Raw genomic sequence first — 14,484 nt, 5'->3', positions numbered from 1 at the left:
CTCGGTGATCGATCTCAACGCCGACCTGGGCGAGGGCTTCGGGCGGTGGGAGCTCACCCACGACGAGGCGCTGCTCTCGGTCGTCAGCAGCGCCAACATCGCGTGCGGCTTCCACGCCGGGGATCCCCCCACCATGCGCCGGGTGTGCGCGCAGGCGGCCGAGCGGGGGGTGGCGATCGGCGCCCAGGTCGCCTACCGCGACCTGGCGGGCTTCGGGCGGCGGGCGATGGATGTCCCGGAGGACGAGCTGGCCGACGAGATCGCCTACCAGATCGGCGCCCTGCGGGTGTTCGCCGAGTCCGCGGGCGCGCGGGTGGCGTACGTCAAACCGCACGGCGCGCTCTACAACCGCGCGGTGCACGACGAGGGCCAGGCCCGGGCGGTGGTGTCCGGGGTGCTGCTGGCGGGCGGGGGGCTGCCGGTGCTGGGGCTTCCCGGGTCGCTGCTGCTGCGGGCCGCCGAGGAGGCCGGGCTGCCCGCGGTCGCCGAGGCGTTCGCCGACCGCGGCTACACCGCGCGGGGCACGCTGGTGCCCCGGCGGGAGCCGGGGGCGGTGATCCACGAGCCGGACGCCGTGGTCTCCCAGGCCCTGGGCATCGCGCTGCACGGGAGCGTGGCCACCGGCGACGGCGGGCGGGTGGCCGCCGTCGCCAGGTCGCTGTGCGTGCACGGCGACACCCCCGGCGCCGTCGCGCTCGCCCGGCGGGTGCGCCGGGCCCTCGCTGAGGCCGGGGTGCGGATCGAGGCGTTCGCGCGATGAGGGTGACGAGGGTGCTGCCCATGGGCAGGCGCGCCCTGCTGCTGGAGGTGGGGGGCACCGAGCGGGCCCAGGCCCTCCACGCCGAGCTGGTGCGGCTGCGGGAGACCGGCGAGCTGCCGCCGGTGGAGGAGATCGTCCCGGCGGCGGCCACCGTCCTGCTGGACGGGCTGGAGGACCCGGGATCGCTGACGGAGTGGCTGCGGGACCGGGAGTTCCCCGACACCGCCCCGGCGGGCGCGGCCGCCGTGGTGCTGCCGGTGCGCTACGACGGCCCCGATCTGGCCGGGGTCGCGGCGCTGTGGGGGGTGGACGAGGAGGAGGCGGTCGCGATCCACACGCGCACCGAGTTCCGGGTCGCCTTCTGCGGCTTCGCCCCCGGGTTCGGCTATCTCACCGGGCTGCCCGAGGAGCTGGGCGTGCCCCGCCGCACCGTCCCCCGCACCTCGGTGCCGCCGGGCTCGGTGGGTCTGGCCGGGGCGTACACGGGGGTGTATCCGCGTACCTCGCCCGGCGGCTGGCAGTTGATCGGCCGGACGGACGCGGTGCTGTGGGACGTCTCCCGGGAGCCGGCCGCGCTGCTGGCCCCGGGTGCCCGGGTGCGGTTCGAGGCGGTGCCGTGAGCGGCGCGGGGGTGCTGGAGGTCCTGCGGCCGGGGGCGCTGACCACCGTGCAGGATCTGGGCAGGGTGGGCCGCGCCCATCTGGGGGTGCCGCGTTCGGGGGCGCTGGACTCCCCCGCCCACCGGCTCGCCAACCGCCTGGTGGGCAACTCGCCCGGTGCGGCGACGCTGGAGACCACCCTCACCGGGTGCGCGGTGCGCCCGGACCGCGCCGTGGTGGCGGCGGTGACCGGCGCTCCGTGCCCGGTGCGGATCGACGGCCGTCCGGCGCCGTGGGGAGCGGCGGTACGGGTGCCGGGCGGGGCGGTGCTGGAGGTCGGCGCCGCGCGGGCCGGGGTGCGCAGCTATCTGGCGGTGGCCGGCGGCGTCGACGTCGAGCCGGTGCTCGGCAGCCGCTCCACCGATCTGCTGTCCGGGCTCGGCCCGGCCCCGCTGTCGGAGGGGGCGCGGCTGCCGGTGGGACCGGCGCCGGGGCCCGTCCCCTGGGCCGACGCGGTCGCCTCCGCCGCGCCGGGGCCGCCGTCGGACGAGCTGGTGCTGCCGCTGGTGCCCGGGCCGCGCGAGGACTGGTTCGCCCCGACCGCGCTGCGCGCTCTGGCCCGCGGGGTCTACCGGGTGTCCGCCGAGAGCAACCGCGTCGGGCTGCGGACCGAGGGGCCCGCCCTGGAGCGGTCGGTGAGGGGCGAGCTGCCCAGCGAGGGCATGGTGGCGGGCGCGGTGCAGGTGCCGCCGGGCGGTGAGCCGATCGTCTTCCTCGCCGACCATCCGACCACCGGCGGCTATCCGGTGGTCGGCGTGGTGCCGCGGGAGGCCCTGGCGGCGGCGGCGCAGGCGGTGCCGGGGCTGAAGGTGCGCTTCGTTCCGCTGCGGCGCTGAGCGCGCCGGCTGCGCCACGGCCCCGCGCCCGGCACCGGTGCCCGGCGCAGGGTTCCGGTGCCGGGGCTCAGCCTCCGGACTCCCGGCCGGAGCCGGTGTCCGTCCGTCCCGCCCTGCCGGAGGCGTCCTCCTCCGCCCGCCGCGCCTTGCCGGAGGCGTCCTCCTCGGCCTCGACGCCCTTGAGCGGTTCGCCCTCGACGGTGCCGCCGCCGGAGAAGCCCTCGGCGGCGCTCGCCGTGCCGGGGACGACGCGGTGCTCCATCCGCGTCTCCCGGCCGGAGTGGGCTCCGGGGCCCCGGTCGGCCGGGTCGGTACGGCGCTCGGCCCCGTGGCCGTGCTCGCCCTCGCCCTGCTCGTGGTGCCTGTTCTTCTCGCCCATGGCCGTCGTCCTCGCAGTGTGTCGCGTTCGGGTGCACGGCGCAGGTACCCGGTGGGCGGGGCCGGAAACGGCGGACCGGGAGGGGCGGCCCGGCCGGGCCGGGGCCGCCGGGCCGGGTCAGCGCATCCGGACGCCGACGACGCAGGTGTCGTCGTCGGTGTCGGAGTTGCTGTAGGTCAGCAGGCGGTCGAGCTGCTTGTCCAGGGTGGCGCCGGAGTCCCGGGCGAGGGCCATGAGCTGGTCCAGGGACTCCTGCAGGGAGCGGTCCCGGCGCTCGATGAGACCGTCGGTGTACATCAGCAGCATGTCGCCGGTCTCCAGCACCAGCTTCTCCTCCTCGTACCCGGCCTCCGCGATGGCGCCGAGCAGCAGTCCGCCCACCAGTGGCAGCGTGACGGCCTCCCCCCGGCGCACCAGGACCGGCGGCGGATGGCCGGCCCGGGCCCAGCGCAGCGTCCGGGTGTCCGGGTCGTAGAGGCCGCAGACGGCGGTGGCGGTGACGTTCTCGGTGAGGTGGTGGGCGACGGTGTTGAGCCAGGCCAGTATCTGCGCGGGCCCGGCCCCTGTGGTGGCCAGACCGCGCAGGGCGTTGCGCAGGACGACCATGCCGGTGGCCGCCTCGATGCCGTGGCCCGCCACGTCGCCGACGGAGAGCAGCACCTGGCCCGATGGCAGGACGACGGCGTCGTACCAGTCGCCGCCGACCAGGTGGTCCTTCTCGGCGGGGCGGTAGCGCACCGCGATGTCCAGCCCCCCGGCGTCGATGGGGCCCCGGGTGGGCGGCATGATGGCGCGCTGGAGCTGGAGCGTCATGCGGTTGCGCTCGGCGGCCTGCTGCTCGGTCTGGGCGAGCTGGTCGCGGGTGGCGCCCAGCGCGACCTCCGTCCAGTGCTGTGCGGAGACGTCCTGGTAGGCGCCGCGCACCGCGACCAGCCGGCCCTCGGCGTCGAGGGCCGGTTCGGCGACCACGCGGATGTGGCGCACGATCCCGTCGGGCCGCTGGAGGCGGAAGGCCGTGGAGGCGGGGCGGCGGTGGTGCAGCAGGGTGCGCAGGAAGCGCCCGATGGCGGCCTCGTCGTCCGCGTGGGTGTGTGCGGGCAGCTGCTCCAGCGGGATCGGCGCGGCGGTGGGCGGCAGTCCGTGGAGGGCGAAGAGCTGGTTGTTCCAGACGATCTCGCCGGTGACGAGGTTCTCCTCGAAGCCGCCGATGCGGCCCAGGCGCTGGGCGTGCTGGAGCACGCTCGCCAGTCGCGCCGCCTCGTCCTGGACACGCCAGATGAGCAGGACGTTCTCACCGTGGCGGCTGATGCTGACGGACGCCTCCACCGTCAGCGGCACCTGGCCGACCAGTGCGCGCAGCACCATCCGTTCGGCGCGGAACGGCTCGCCGGTGGCGTGCACGTGCTCGATCTTCTCGAACAGACCGCTCTCGCCCACCGCCATCGGATAGGCCTCCAGCAGCATCGCTCCTGCGACGGCGCCGCGCGGGCGGCCCGCCGGATCGACGAAGTGGGCGCTGACGTGGTGGATGCGGAAGTCGGCGAGCCGGCCCTCGGCGTCCAGTTGGGGCACCAGCACCAGGGCCGGGTCCAGCAGGCCGTCGGCGAAGTCCACCAGTTCCGAGGCGCCCGGGTGCCGTGCCTGGAGTGCCTCCCCGGAGTCCTCGGCGCCCGCGTCGCGGCTGTCCAGGGTGTGGGCGCACAGTTCGGCCAGGGCCTCGATCTGCCGCTGGACCTGCGGGGGCTGCGGCTCCAGCGGGCCGGGCCAGCAGATCTCCAGAACGCCCAGGATGCGGCCGCCGTTGTCGGCGGGGACCGTGACCCGGCAGCCCTCGGGCGCCTGCCGCCGGCCCAGGGTGGGCAGCCCGGTCTCGGCGGGAGTGGCGAACCACACGGGGCGGCGCTCGGTGAGGGCCCGGCGGGCGAGGGTGGCCACGCCCGGCGGTACGTAGTGCCACCGCGCGGCCTCCTCGGCCGCGTAGCCCGCGGAGCCGGCCAGGGTGAGGGAGGCGTCGGTGCCGGCGGCCCAGATGGCCACCGCCACGGCGCCCAGCGGGGTCAGCGCGTGCTCCAGCAGGGACTCGGCGACCGCCTGGGTGTCGTCGGCGGCCAGTGCGCCGCTCTCCGCGGTGCGCAGCCGTACCGACAGCGAGGGCGCCTCCCCGCCGTCCCCTCCCCGGCCGCCGTCCCGGTCCGTGCCGCCCCGGCCTTCGGCACCGCCCTCCGCCCTGGCCAGGAACTCGCGGGCCGCCTCGGTGACCCGGTCGTGGGCGGCCTGGTCGATGAGGTCGGCGGCCAGCTCCAGGCGGGAGAGGCCGGCCTGGTCGGCGAGGGTGTCCAGCTGCCTGGCGGCCTGCGCCGGGCCGCAGCCCAGCCGCTCGACCAGGATGCCCTTGGCCATCTCGATCAGGGCGCGGCCCTCGGCCGCGGCGTGGGCCTCGCGCACCTCGCGGCGCAGCCGCTCGACGGTGGCGGCCAGCCTGCCGACGCGGACGTCGGCGCCGTCGCGCGGCGGGGCACCGTCGTACACCCCGCGCTCGTACACCCTGCCCTCGTACGGCTGCCGCACGGACGGCACCGGGGCCGCCGCCTCCCGCACGGACCCGTCCGCGGCGGACGCGTGTGCCGCGGACGCGTGTACCGCGGACGCCTCCCGTGCCGGGGCGGCGCTCGGCGGCCCGTCCTCGGGGACGGGCTCGTCCGGCCGCTGGGTCTGCACTGCGCTGCTCCTCGGGGAGGGGGTCGGCTGACGGACGGTGCCGGCGACTACACGCCCAGGCAGCGACGGATGCACGCGACGAGGTCGCGGGCGTCCAGCGGCTTGGTCACGTAGTCGGTCGCTCCGGCGGCGATGCTCTTCTCCCGGTCTCCGGGCATCGCCTTGGCCGTCACCGCGATGACGGGCAGGTGGGCGTGTTCGGGCATGGCGCGGATCGCCGCGGTCGCGGCGTAGCCGTCCATCTCCGGCATCATCACGTCCATCAGCACCAGATCGACGCCGGGGTGGCCGGTGAGGGTCTCGATGCCCTTGCGGCCGTTGTCGGCGTGCAGGACGTGCATTCCGTGGAGCTCCAGGATGCCGGTGAGGGCGTAGACGTTGCGCGCGTCGTCGTCGACGACCAGCACCGTGCGGCCCGCCAGCGAGCCGTCCGCCTCCTCGGGCGGGGCCGCCGGCACGGCGGTCTCCTCGGAGCGCACCAGCGGGAGCACGTCGCCCGGCTCCTCGGCGGTCAGGTGCAGCGCGATGCGTTCGCGCAGCTCGTCCAGGCTGGAGAGCAGCTCCATCGGCCGGCTGCCGGTGCGGGAGCGCAGTGCCCGCTCCTGCTCGGGGTCCAGACGCCGGTTGTTGTGCGCGAGGACCGGGACCCGGCGCAGGGCCGTGTCGCCGTCCATGGCCTCCAGGAAGCCCATGGCCGTCCCGTCCGCCATATCGAGCTGGAGCACCACGCAGTGGCAGGCCTCCGCGGCGAGCGCGGCGGCGGCCTCCTGCGCCCCGACCGCGGTGACGACCTCCACGGGGCCGCGCGGGTCGTCCATGTCCCGGGCGCTCTCGGCCAGGTCCGCCACGGCGTTCTCCGCGACCAGGGAGAGCAGGCCGCGGGGGCGGTCCTCGATCACCAGCAGCCGCCGCTTCTGCGGCCGCGGCGGCTCGGCGGGCGGCTCCTCGGCGGTGGCGGGCCCGGTCTCCTCCCCCTGGACCGCGGACTGCTGGACGGCGTTCGGCGCGGCGGTGAAGTCGGGCCGTGCCACGGGCAGGTAGAGGGTGAAGGTGCTGCCCTGCCCTGGAACGCTCTCGGCGGTGATGGCGCCGCCCAGCAGATAGGCGATCTCGCGGCTGATGGACAGGCCCAGGCCGGTGCCGCCGTACTTGCGGCTGGTGGTCCCGTCGGCCTGCTGGAAGGCGCCGAAGATGGTCTCCAGCTGCTGCTCGGGGATGCCGATGCCGGTGTCCTCCACCCGGAAGGCGACGGCCGAGCCGTGCAGCCGGACGGTGGAGGGCAGTTCGTCCGGGGCGACCGGCTCGATCCTCAGGGCCACGCCGCCGGACTCGGTGAACTTCACCGCGTTGGACAGCAGGTTGCGCAGCACCTGCCGCAGCCGGGAGTCGTCGGTGAACAGGTCGACGGGGACGCCGGGCGCGGTGGTGATCGTGAAGCCGAGGCTCTTCTGGGTGGTGAGCGGCCGGAAGGTGGCCTCGACGTAGTCCAGCAGGCCGCGCAGCGGGACGCGCTCGGGGTTGATGTCCATCTTGCCGGCCTCGACCTTGGACAGGTCCAGAATGTCGTTGATCAGCTGGAGCAGGTCGGAGCCGGCGGAGTGGATGATGCCCGCGTACTCGACCTGCTTGGGGGTGAGGTTGCGGGTCGGGTTCTGCGCCAGGAGCTGGGCGAGGATCAGCAGGCTGTTGAGCGGTGTGCGCAGCTCGTGGCTCATGTTGGCCAGGAACTCCGACTTGTACTTCGAGGCCAGCGCCAGCTGCTGGGCGCGGTCCTCCAGCTCCTGCCTCGCCTGCTCGATCTCCAGGTTCTTGGTCTCGATGTCGCGGTTCTGGGAGGCCAGGAGGGCGGCCTTCTCCTCCAGCTCCGCGTTGGAGCGCTGGAGTTCGTCCTGCTGGACCTGGAGCTCCTCGGAGCGCTCCTGGAGCTCGGCGGCCAGGCGCTGGGACTCGGCCAGCAGCTCGTCGGTGCGGGCGTTGGCGACGATGGTGTTGACGTTGACGCCGACGGTCTCCATGAGCCGGCCGAGGAAGTCCTGGTGGAGCGCGGTGAAGGGGGTGACCGAGGCCAGCTCTATGACGCCGAGCACCTGGTCCTCCGCGGTGATCGGCAGCACGATCAGGCTGGTGGGCTCGGTGGCGCCCAGGCCCGAGGCGACGGTGACGTAGCCGGAGGGCAGGTCGTCGACGGTGATGGTGCGGCGGCTGCGGGCGGCCTGGCCGACCAGGGACTGACCGAGCCTGAAGCGCGGCGGCTCGGCGCCGTCTGCCGCCGCGGGGTGGCCGTAGGAGCCGACCAGGCGCAGTTCGGTGCCCTCCTCGTCGTCCTCGGCGAGGTAGAAGGCGCCGTACTGGGCGCCGACGAGCGGGGTCAGCTCGTCCATGATCAGCTCGGCGACGACGTCGAGGTCGCGGTGGCCCTGCATCAGGCCCGAGATGCGGGCCAGGTTGGTCTTGAGCCAGTCCTGCTCCTGGTTGGCCCGGGTGGTCTCGCGCAGGGACTGCACCATGAGGTTGACGTTGTCCTTGAGGTCGGCGACCTCGCCGGAGGCGTCCACGGTGATCGAGCGGGTCAGGTCGCCCTCGGCGACGGCGCTGGTGACCTCGGCGATGGCGCGGACCTGGCGGGTGAGGTTCCCGGCCAGCTCGTTGACGTTCTCCGTCAGGCGCTTCCAGGTGCCGGAGACGCCCTCGACCTCGGCCTGGCCGCCCAGGCGTCCCTCGCTGCCGACCTCGCGGGCCACCCTGGTGACCTCCGCGGCGAAGGCGGAGAGCTGGTCGACCATGGTGTTGATGGTGGTCTTCAGCTCCAGGATCTCCCCGCGCGCGTCCACGTCGATCTTGCGGGTGAGGTCGCCCTGGGCGACAGCGGTGGTGACCTGAGCGATGTTGCGGACCTGCCCGGTCAGGTTGTTGGCCATCGAGTTGACGTTGTCGGTCAGGTCCTTCCAGGTGCCCGCGACGCCCGGCACCCGTGCCTGGCCGCCGAGGATGCCCTCGGTGCCCACCTCGCGCGCGACCCTGGTGACCTCGTCGGCGAACGCCGAGAGCGTGTCGACCATCGTGTTGATGACGTCGGCGAGGGCCGCGACCTCGCCCTTGGCCTCGACGGTGATCTTCTGCGACAGGTCGCCGCGCGCGACGGCGGTGGCCACCTGGGCGATGGAGCGCACCTGACCGGTCAGGTTGGAGGCCATCACGTTGACGGAGTCGGTCAGGTCCTTCCAGGTGCCGGAGGCGCCGCGCACCGCGGCCTGGCCGCCGAGCTTGCCCTCGGTGCCCACCTCGCGCGCCACCCGCGTGACCTCGTCCGCGAACGCCGAGAGCTGGTCGACCATCGTGTTGATGGTCTCCTTCAGCTCCAGGATCTCCCCGCGCGCGTCCACCCGGATCTTCTGGGAGAGGTCGCCCTCGGCGACCGCCGTGGCCACCTGGGCGATGGAGCGCACCTGGCCGGTGAGGTTCCCGGCCATGAAGTTGACCGAGTCGGTCAGGTCGCGCCAGGTGCCGGAGACGCCCTTGACGTCCGCCTGGCCGCCGAGCTTGCCCTCGGTGCCCACCTCGCGCGCCACCCGCGTGACCTCGTCCGCGAAGCCCGAGAGCTGGTCGACCATCGTGTTGATGGTCTCCTTCAGCTCCAGGATCTCCCCGCGCGCGTCCACCCGGATCTTCTGGGAGAGGTCGCCCTTGGCGACCGCCGTGGTCACCTGGGCGATGGAGCGCACCTGGGCGGTGAGGTTCCCGGCCATGAAGTTGACCGAGTCGGTCAGGTCGCGCCAGGCTCCGCCGGCGCCGGGCACCTGGGCCTGGCCGCCCAGGCGCCCCTCGCTGCCGACCTCGCGGGAGACGCGGGTCACCTCGGAGGTGAACAGCGACAGCTGGTCCACCATGCCGTTGAAGACCGTGGCGATCTCGCCGAGGACTCCGTCGGCGCCGTCCGGCAGTCGGGTGCCGAAGTCGCCGTCCCGGACGGCTGTCAGGCCGGCCAGGAGCTGCCTCAGCTCCTCCTCCCCCGCCCTGCCGCCGGTGCTCCGGCTCCGGGTGGTCCTGCCGCGCCCCGCCGGGCGCGGCTCGCCAACCGTGGTGTCAGCCATGTCCGCCATCGCTCCGCTCGTCCGCCACCGGGTTCATCACGTGCCGTGCTCCCCCGGTCGCACCCGGACGGGCAGGCGGTGTGCTCACACCACGTTCACAGTCCCTCACGCTTGTCATCCGACAAACGTGCAGACACGCCGAGATTACCCCACCCCGGGACGGTCACCGAATCTCCGTCTTTGAGAACACCGGCGTACATGTCAGAAGTTGAGCGTGCGGGCGGCATGGCGGTTCGCGGAGGTTCCCCGGTGGCCTCCTTTCCGTCGGGGAACGGCCGGCGCCCCTCTCCCCCGCAACCCGGCTGCCGGCTGCCGGCTGCGCGGACGACGTGGACCCGTACTCCGGCACCGCGGGCGGGAGGGGGGCGCGGAGGCCGCCGCCTCAGCCGGAGAACCGGTCCCGGTCGGTGACCACCGAGGGGACCGCCGAGGACAGCAGGCTGGTGATGGCCAGCCCCGTCACCAGGGCGACGGCCGCCGTGCCGAACTTCGACTCGGTGGCGATGCCGGTGGTGAAGGGGAACAGCATCATCGCGGCGGTCACCAGGAGCACGATCCAGGTGAAGAAGCGGCCCGGCCGGGGCGTGGCCACCAGCAGCAGGTGCAGCAGGGCCGTGGCCACCAGGGCCGCGCCGGCGGCGAGGGCGGCGAGGTAGCCGGTGGTCGCGTCCCCCCACGCGCCCGCCCCGTCCGGGGCGAAGACGGGGACGCCGAGGACACCGCGGATCAGGAGTGTGGTGACCACGGCGGCGAGGGCGGCGACGGCGGCGGTCGCCGCACCGGTGGCCCACAGCCGTCCCGCCGCGATCCGCGCCGGCGCCGGTTCCCGCCGGTCGCCGTGAGAGGGGTACTGGTCGTAGGGGGGCGGGCCTGTCATGGGTCACCTCGCTGCGTTGAGGTCGGCTCTCTCGCGGATACCCGTAACGGCCCGGCGTTCACCTCCGCGGCGGCCGTCGCGGGAGGGCCGGGCCACGGCGCGGTGGCGCACCTCCGGCACGGCCGCCCCCTCGTCCTGCGGGACCGGGGGGTGGGGGCCGCGCCCCCACCCCCCGGTGCGCCCGCTCCCTCGCTCACTCCTCCAGCTCGAACGAGCCGTGGCCGGGCGGCCCCGCCACCCGGTAGGTGTTGATCGCCACCCCGGTGGAGGTCGTCCTGCCACCGGTGCGCTCCAGCGCGGCCGGCACGGCCCCGCCGTCGAACAGGCGCTTGCCGCCGCCCAGGATGACGGGGTAGGTCAGCAGGCGGTACTCGTCGATGAGGCCGTGCGCCATCAGGCTCCGCGCCAGGTTCCCGCTGCCGTGGATCTGCAGTTCGCCCTCCAGCCGCTCCTTGAGCGCGGCGACCTCGCGTACCGCGTCGCCCCTCAGCAGCGTGGAGTTGTGCCACCCGACGCCGTCCAGCGTCCGGGAGGCGACGTACTTGGGCAGGGTGTTGAGCCTGCTCGCCACCAGGTTGTCCGCGTCGGTGACGCGCGGCCAGTAGGCGGCGAAGATCTGGTACGTCCTGCGGCCCAGCAGGAAGGCGTCCGCGGACCGGAAGCCCTCGTCGACGAACCGCCCCATGTCCTCGTCGGCGTAGGGGACCAGCCAGCCGCCGTGCTCGAATCCGCCGTCGCGGTCCTCGTCGGGGCCCCCGGGCGCCTGCACGACCCCGTCCAGGGTCAGGAACTCCGTCAGCGTCACTTTCGCCATCGTCCTCGTCCTCTTCCTCCGCGCTCGGTCTCACGGGTACGGACCCGCCGGTGCGCCGGAACTCATCGGTCCCGGTGTGTCTCCTCTTCCGCGCGCCGTTCGGCGCCGGTGGCGGCCGTCCGGGTGAGGATGGGGACATGCTGCTGGCCGAAGTCGCCCGGATCTCCCACCAGGTCGCCCAGACCTCCTCGCGTACGGAGAAGGTCGCCCTGCTCGCCGGGCTGTTCCGCGCGGCCGGCCCCGAGGAGGTCCCGGTCGTCGTCACCTATCTGGCGGGCAGGCTCCCCCAGCGCAGGACCGGGATCGGCTGGAAGGCGCTGAGCCGGGCCGTCCCCCCGGCGGACGCGCCGTCGCTGTCGGTGACGGACGTGCACCGGGCCCTGGAGGCGATCGCCGCCGTCTCGGGCCGGGGCGCGCAGGCCGAGCGCGGGCGGCTGCTGCACGGGCTGCTGTCCGCCGCCACCGGCGAGGAGCAGCGCTTCCTCGTCCGGCTGATCGGCGGCGAGCTGCGGCAGGGGGCCCTGGACGCGTTCGCCGTCGAGGGCCTGGCGGCGGCGGTGGGCGCGGAGCCGGCCGGGGTGCGGCGGGCGGTGATGGTCGGCGGCTCGCTGGGACGTGTGGCCCAGGCCCTGCTCGCCCGCGGCCCCGGCGCGCTGGCGGACTTCCGCCTGGACGTGGGACGGCCGGTGCTGCCGATGCTCGCGCAGACCGCCGGGAGCGTGGACGAGGCGCTGGACCGGCTCGGGCCGTGCGCGGTGGAGGAGAAGCTCGACGGCATCCGCGTCCAGGTGCACCGCGACGGCCCGGAGGTGCGGGTCTTCACCCGCACCCTGGACGAGATCACCGGCCGCCTCCCGGAGGTGGTGGCCGCCGCCCGGGAGCTGCGGGCCGGGCGGGCGGTCCTCGACGGCGAGGTCATCGCCCTGGGCGAGGACGGCCGGCCCAGGCCCTTCCAGGAGGTGGCCGGCCGGGTCGGGTCGCGGCTGGACGTGGAGCGGGCGCGCGCGTCGCTGCCGCTGTCGCCCGTCTTCTTCGACCTGCTGTCGGTCGACGGCCGCGACCTGCTGGAGCTGCCGGCGGCCCGGCGGCACGCGGAACTGGCCCGGGTGGTGCCCGGGCCGATGCGGGTGCTGCGCACGGTCGTCGAGGATCAGCGGGACGAGCGGGCCCGTGCCGCGGCGCGGGGGTTCGCCGACGAGGTGCTGGTCCGCGGCCACGAGGGCGTGATGCTCAAGGCTCTGGACTCCGCGTACGGCGCGGGGCGGCGCGGGGCGTCCTGGCTGAAGGTGAAGCCGGTGCACACCCTGGACCTGGTGGTGCTGGCGGCCGAGTGGGGGCACGGGCGGCGCGCGGGGAAGCTGTCCAACCTCCATCTGGGCGCGCGCCGGGCGGACGGCTCCTTCGCGATGCTCGGCAAGACCTTCAAGGGCCTGACCGACGCCCTGCTGACCTGGCAGACCGGGCGGCTGCGCGAACTGGCGGTGGAGGACGACGGGTTCACGGTGACGGTTCGGCCGGAGCTGGTGGTGGAGATCGCCTTCGACGGGGTGCAGCGCTCCCCCCGCTACCCGGAGGGGGTGACGCTGCGGTTCGCCCGGGTGCTGCGCTACCGGGAGGACAAGACGGCGGCGGAGGCGGACACCGTGGAGGCCGTGCTCGCCCTGGCCGGGTGAGCGCTCCCGCCCCGCGGAACGCCTTCCGCGTAGCCTGGGCCGTACGAGCGCGGCTTCGCGGAGGTCCGCCTCCGCCGCCGTCCCGTGGGGAGGAGCGCACCGTGACCGAACGCAAACCGCCCGGCGTCGACTTCGAGACATGGGCCGACCGGCAGATCCGCGAGGCGGCCGAACGCGGCGAGTTCGACGAGCTGCCGGGCATGGGCAGGCCGCTGCCCGATCTGGACCAGCCCTACGACGACCTGTGGTGGGTCAGGAAGAAGATGAGCCGCGAAGGGCTCTCCTACCTGCCGCCCGCGCTCGCCCTGCGCAAGGAGGCGGAGGACGCCCTGGCCGCCGCGCGCCGGGCCCGCTCGGAGCCGGAGGTGCGGCGGATCGTGGCGGGGATCAACGAGAGGATCCGCGCGGCGCTGCGGATGCCGCCGCCCGGGCCCCCGCTGGGCCTGGAGCCCTTCGACGCCGAGGAGATCGTACGGGAGTGGCATCAGGGGCGCGGGGAGCGTGAGGGGCGCGGGGGCGGCGGGCGGCGCCCCGCCTGACCTCGCGGGGACGGCCGGCCGCGGGCCCGGCAGACGGATCGGGGCCGGACCGCGGCCGGGGCTCCGGGCGCGGTCAGGCCCGCGCGCCGGGCTCCGGGGGCAGGGCGCCGTCGCGGACCACCTTCGCGTACCAGCGGGCGCTCTCCTTGGGGATGCGCCTGCCGGTGGCGTAGTCCACGTACACCGCGCCGAAGCGCTTGCTGTAACCGTACCCCCACTCGAAGTTGTCCAGCAGGGACCACAGGAAGTAGCCGCGCACGTCCGCCCCGGCCTCGATGGCCCGGTGCACCGCCGCCAGATGGCCGTGGAGGTAGGAGATCCGCTGCGGGTCCAGGACGCGGCCCTCGGGGTCGACGTAGTCGTCGAAGGCGGCGCCGTTCTCGGTGATGACCACCGGCATGCCGGGGAAGTCGTCCCGGACCCGCAGCAGCAGGTCGTACATCCCGCTCGGGTCGATCGTCCAGCCCATGGCGGTGGTCTCGCCCGGCGTCCGGTGGAAGGCGACGTCGTCGCCGCCCGGCCAGGGGCTGTGCTCGCTCGCGCCGTGCCCGTCGGCGTTGTGGGTGCCGGGGCCGGAGGCGGCGGAGACGAGGGTGGGGCTGTAGTAGTTGACGCCCAGGAAGTCCAGCGGCTGGTGGATGTCCGCCAGGTCGCCGTCCTCGACGAAGCTCCAGTCCGTCAGGTGCGCGGTGTCGCGCAGGACGTCGTCCGGGTACTCGCCGCGCAGCATGGGGCCGGTGAAGACCCGGTTGGCGACGCCGTCGATGCGGCGTGCGGCGTCGAGGTCGGCGGGGCCGTCGGTCAGGGGCCGCACATGGTGGAGGTTGAGGGTGACGGAGGTCTGCGCGCCGGCGGGGAGGGCGGCGCGGAGGGCCTGGGTGCCCAGTCCGTGGGCGAGGTTGAGGTGGTGGGCGGCGCGCAGCGCGTCCGCCTGGTCGGTGCGGCCGGGGGCGTGCACGCCCGAGCCGTAGCCGAGGAAGGCCGAGCACCAGGGTTCGTTGAGGGTGGTCCAGCGCTCCACGCGGTCGCCGAGCGCGCCGGCGACCAGGGAGGCGTACTCCGCGAACCGCTCGGCGGTGGCGCGCTCCGGCCAGCCGCCGGCGTCCTCCAGCTCCTGCGGCAGGTCCCAGTGGTAGAG

At 74.9% G+C, this 14,484-nt stretch carries 11 protein-coding genes; 5 read left to right on the top strand and 6 right to left on the bottom strand.

Annotated elements, in window-relative coordinates; all coding sequences use genetic code 11:
- Positions 1-4: 4 nt before the first annotated feature.
- The 3 genes from BMY40_RS14835 to BMY40_RS14825 are packed head-to-tail and all read left to right on the top strand — an operon-like array spanning position 5 to position 2,255.
- Positions 5-760 (top strand): LamB/YcsF family protein, encoded by a 756-nt coding sequence (locus BMY40_RS14835; protein ID WP_093659912.1) that lies wholly within the window; start codon positions 5-7, stop codon positions 758-760.
- Complete coding sequence (locus tag BMY40_RS14830) at positions 757-1,380, top strand: 5-oxoprolinase subunit B family protein (RefSeq protein ID WP_245770100.1); 624 nt, start codon at positions 757-759, stop codon at positions 1,378-1,380. The genes BMY40_RS14835 and BMY40_RS14830 overlap by 4 nt, the downstream gene beginning before the upstream one ends.
- Positions 1,377-2,255 carry a 5-oxoprolinase subunit C family protein gene (locus BMY40_RS14825; protein WP_245770099.1) on the top strand — a complete coding sequence of 293 codons (879 nt, stop codon included), beginning with the start codon at positions 1,377-1,379 and terminating at the stop codon, positions 2,253-2,255. The genes BMY40_RS14830 and BMY40_RS14825 overlap by 4 nt, the downstream gene beginning before the upstream one ends.
- 67 nt (positions 2,256-2,322) lie before the next feature.
- Here BMY40_RS14825 and BMY40_RS14820 read toward each other — a convergent pair whose 3' ends face one another.
- The 5 genes from BMY40_RS14820 to BMY40_RS14800 form a co-directional block, all read right to left on the bottom strand.
- Entirely contained in the window at positions 2,323-2,634 is a 312-nt protein-coding gene (locus BMY40_RS14820) for a hypothetical protein (protein WP_093659608.1), read from the bottom strand.
- Positions 2,635-2,751: 117 nt separating this feature from the next.
- Positions 2,752-5,352, bottom strand: coding sequence for a SpoIIE family protein phosphatase (locus BMY40_RS14815; RefSeq protein WP_093659606.1), 2,601 nt, complete (start codon positions 5,350-5,352; stop codon positions 2,752-2,754).
- 47 nt (positions 5,353-5,399) lie between these two features.
- Positions 5,400-9,443, bottom strand: a complete 4,044-nt coding sequence (locus BMY40_RS14810; RefSeq protein WP_093659906.1) for a HAMP domain-containing protein — start codon at positions 9,441-9,443, stop codon at positions 5,400-5,402.
- Positions 9,444-9,825: 382 nt separating this feature from the next.
- The gene (locus BMY40_RS14805; protein ID WP_093659604.1) at positions 9,826-10,320 is read right to left on the bottom strand and encodes a DUF6069 family protein; all 495 of its coding nucleotides are present in this window, start codon (positions 10,318-10,320) and stop codon (positions 9,826-9,828) included.
- Positions 10,321-10,513: 193 nt separating this feature from the next.
- On the bottom strand, positions 10,514-11,134 hold the full coding sequence (locus BMY40_RS14800) for a dihydrofolate reductase family protein (RefSeq protein WP_093659603.1): 621 nt from the start codon (positions 11,132-11,134) through the stop codon (positions 10,514-10,516).
- A 137-nt stretch (positions 11,135-11,271) separates the two neighbouring features.
- On the opposite strand from BMY40_RS14800, the gene BMY40_RS14795 reads away from it, so the two are divergent.
- Together BMY40_RS14795 and BMY40_RS14790 are read left to right on the top strand one after the other, a co-directional pair.
- Positions 11,272-12,807 (top strand): ATP-dependent DNA ligase, encoded by a 1,536-nt coding sequence (locus BMY40_RS14795; protein ID WP_093659602.1) that lies wholly within the window; start codon positions 11,272-11,274, stop codon positions 12,805-12,807.
- Between the two features lie 101 nt (positions 12,808-12,908).
- The gene (locus BMY40_RS14790; protein WP_093659600.1) at positions 12,909-13,346 is read left to right on the top strand and encodes a DnaJ family domain-containing protein; all 438 of its coding nucleotides are present in this window, start codon (positions 12,909-12,911) and stop codon (positions 13,344-13,346) included.
- Between the two features lie 73 nt (positions 13,347-13,419).
- On the opposite strand, the gene BMY40_RS14785 is transcribed toward BMY40_RS14790, so the two are convergent.
- Positions 13,420-14,484, bottom strand: a 1,065-nt coding sequence (locus BMY40_RS14785; RefSeq protein ID WP_107436773.1) for a glycoside hydrolase family 1 protein, incomplete at its 5' end; no start/stop codon positions are given.

The organism is Streptomyces radiopugnans, assembly GCF_900110735.1.
Lineage (GTDB): Bacteria > Actinomycetota > Actinomycetes > Streptomycetales > Streptomycetaceae > Streptomyces > Streptomyces radiopugnans.
The sequence above is the reverse complement of the archived record's forward strand: the minus strand, read 5'-3'. Positions and strand labels throughout refer to the sequence as shown.

Excerpts from the sequence above, each read along its gene's own strand:
- BMY40_RS14830 (WP_245770100.1), top strand. The coding sequence starts at position 757 with ATGAGGGTGACGAGGGTGCTGCCCATGGGCAGGCGCGCCCTGCTGCTG.
- BMY40_RS14820 (WP_093659608.1), bottom strand. The coding sequence starts at position 2,634 with ATGGGCGAGAAGAACAGGCACCACGAGCAGGGCGAGGGCGAGCACGGC.
- BMY40_RS14810 (WP_093659906.1), bottom strand. The coding sequence starts at position 9,443 with ATGGCTGACACCACGGTTGGCGAGCCGCGCCCGGCGGGGCGCGGCAGG.
- BMY40_RS14805 (WP_093659604.1), bottom strand. The coding sequence starts at position 10,320 with ATGACAGGCCCGCCCCCCTACGACCAGTACCCCTCTCACGGCGACCGG.
- BMY40_RS14800 (WP_093659603.1), bottom strand. The coding sequence starts at position 11,134 with ATGGCGAAAGTGACGCTGACGGAGTTCCTGACCCTGGACGGGGTCGTG.
- BMY40_RS14795 (WP_093659602.1), top strand. The coding sequence starts at position 11,272 with ATGCTGCTGGCCGAAGTCGCCCGGATCTCCCACCAGGTCGCCCAGACC.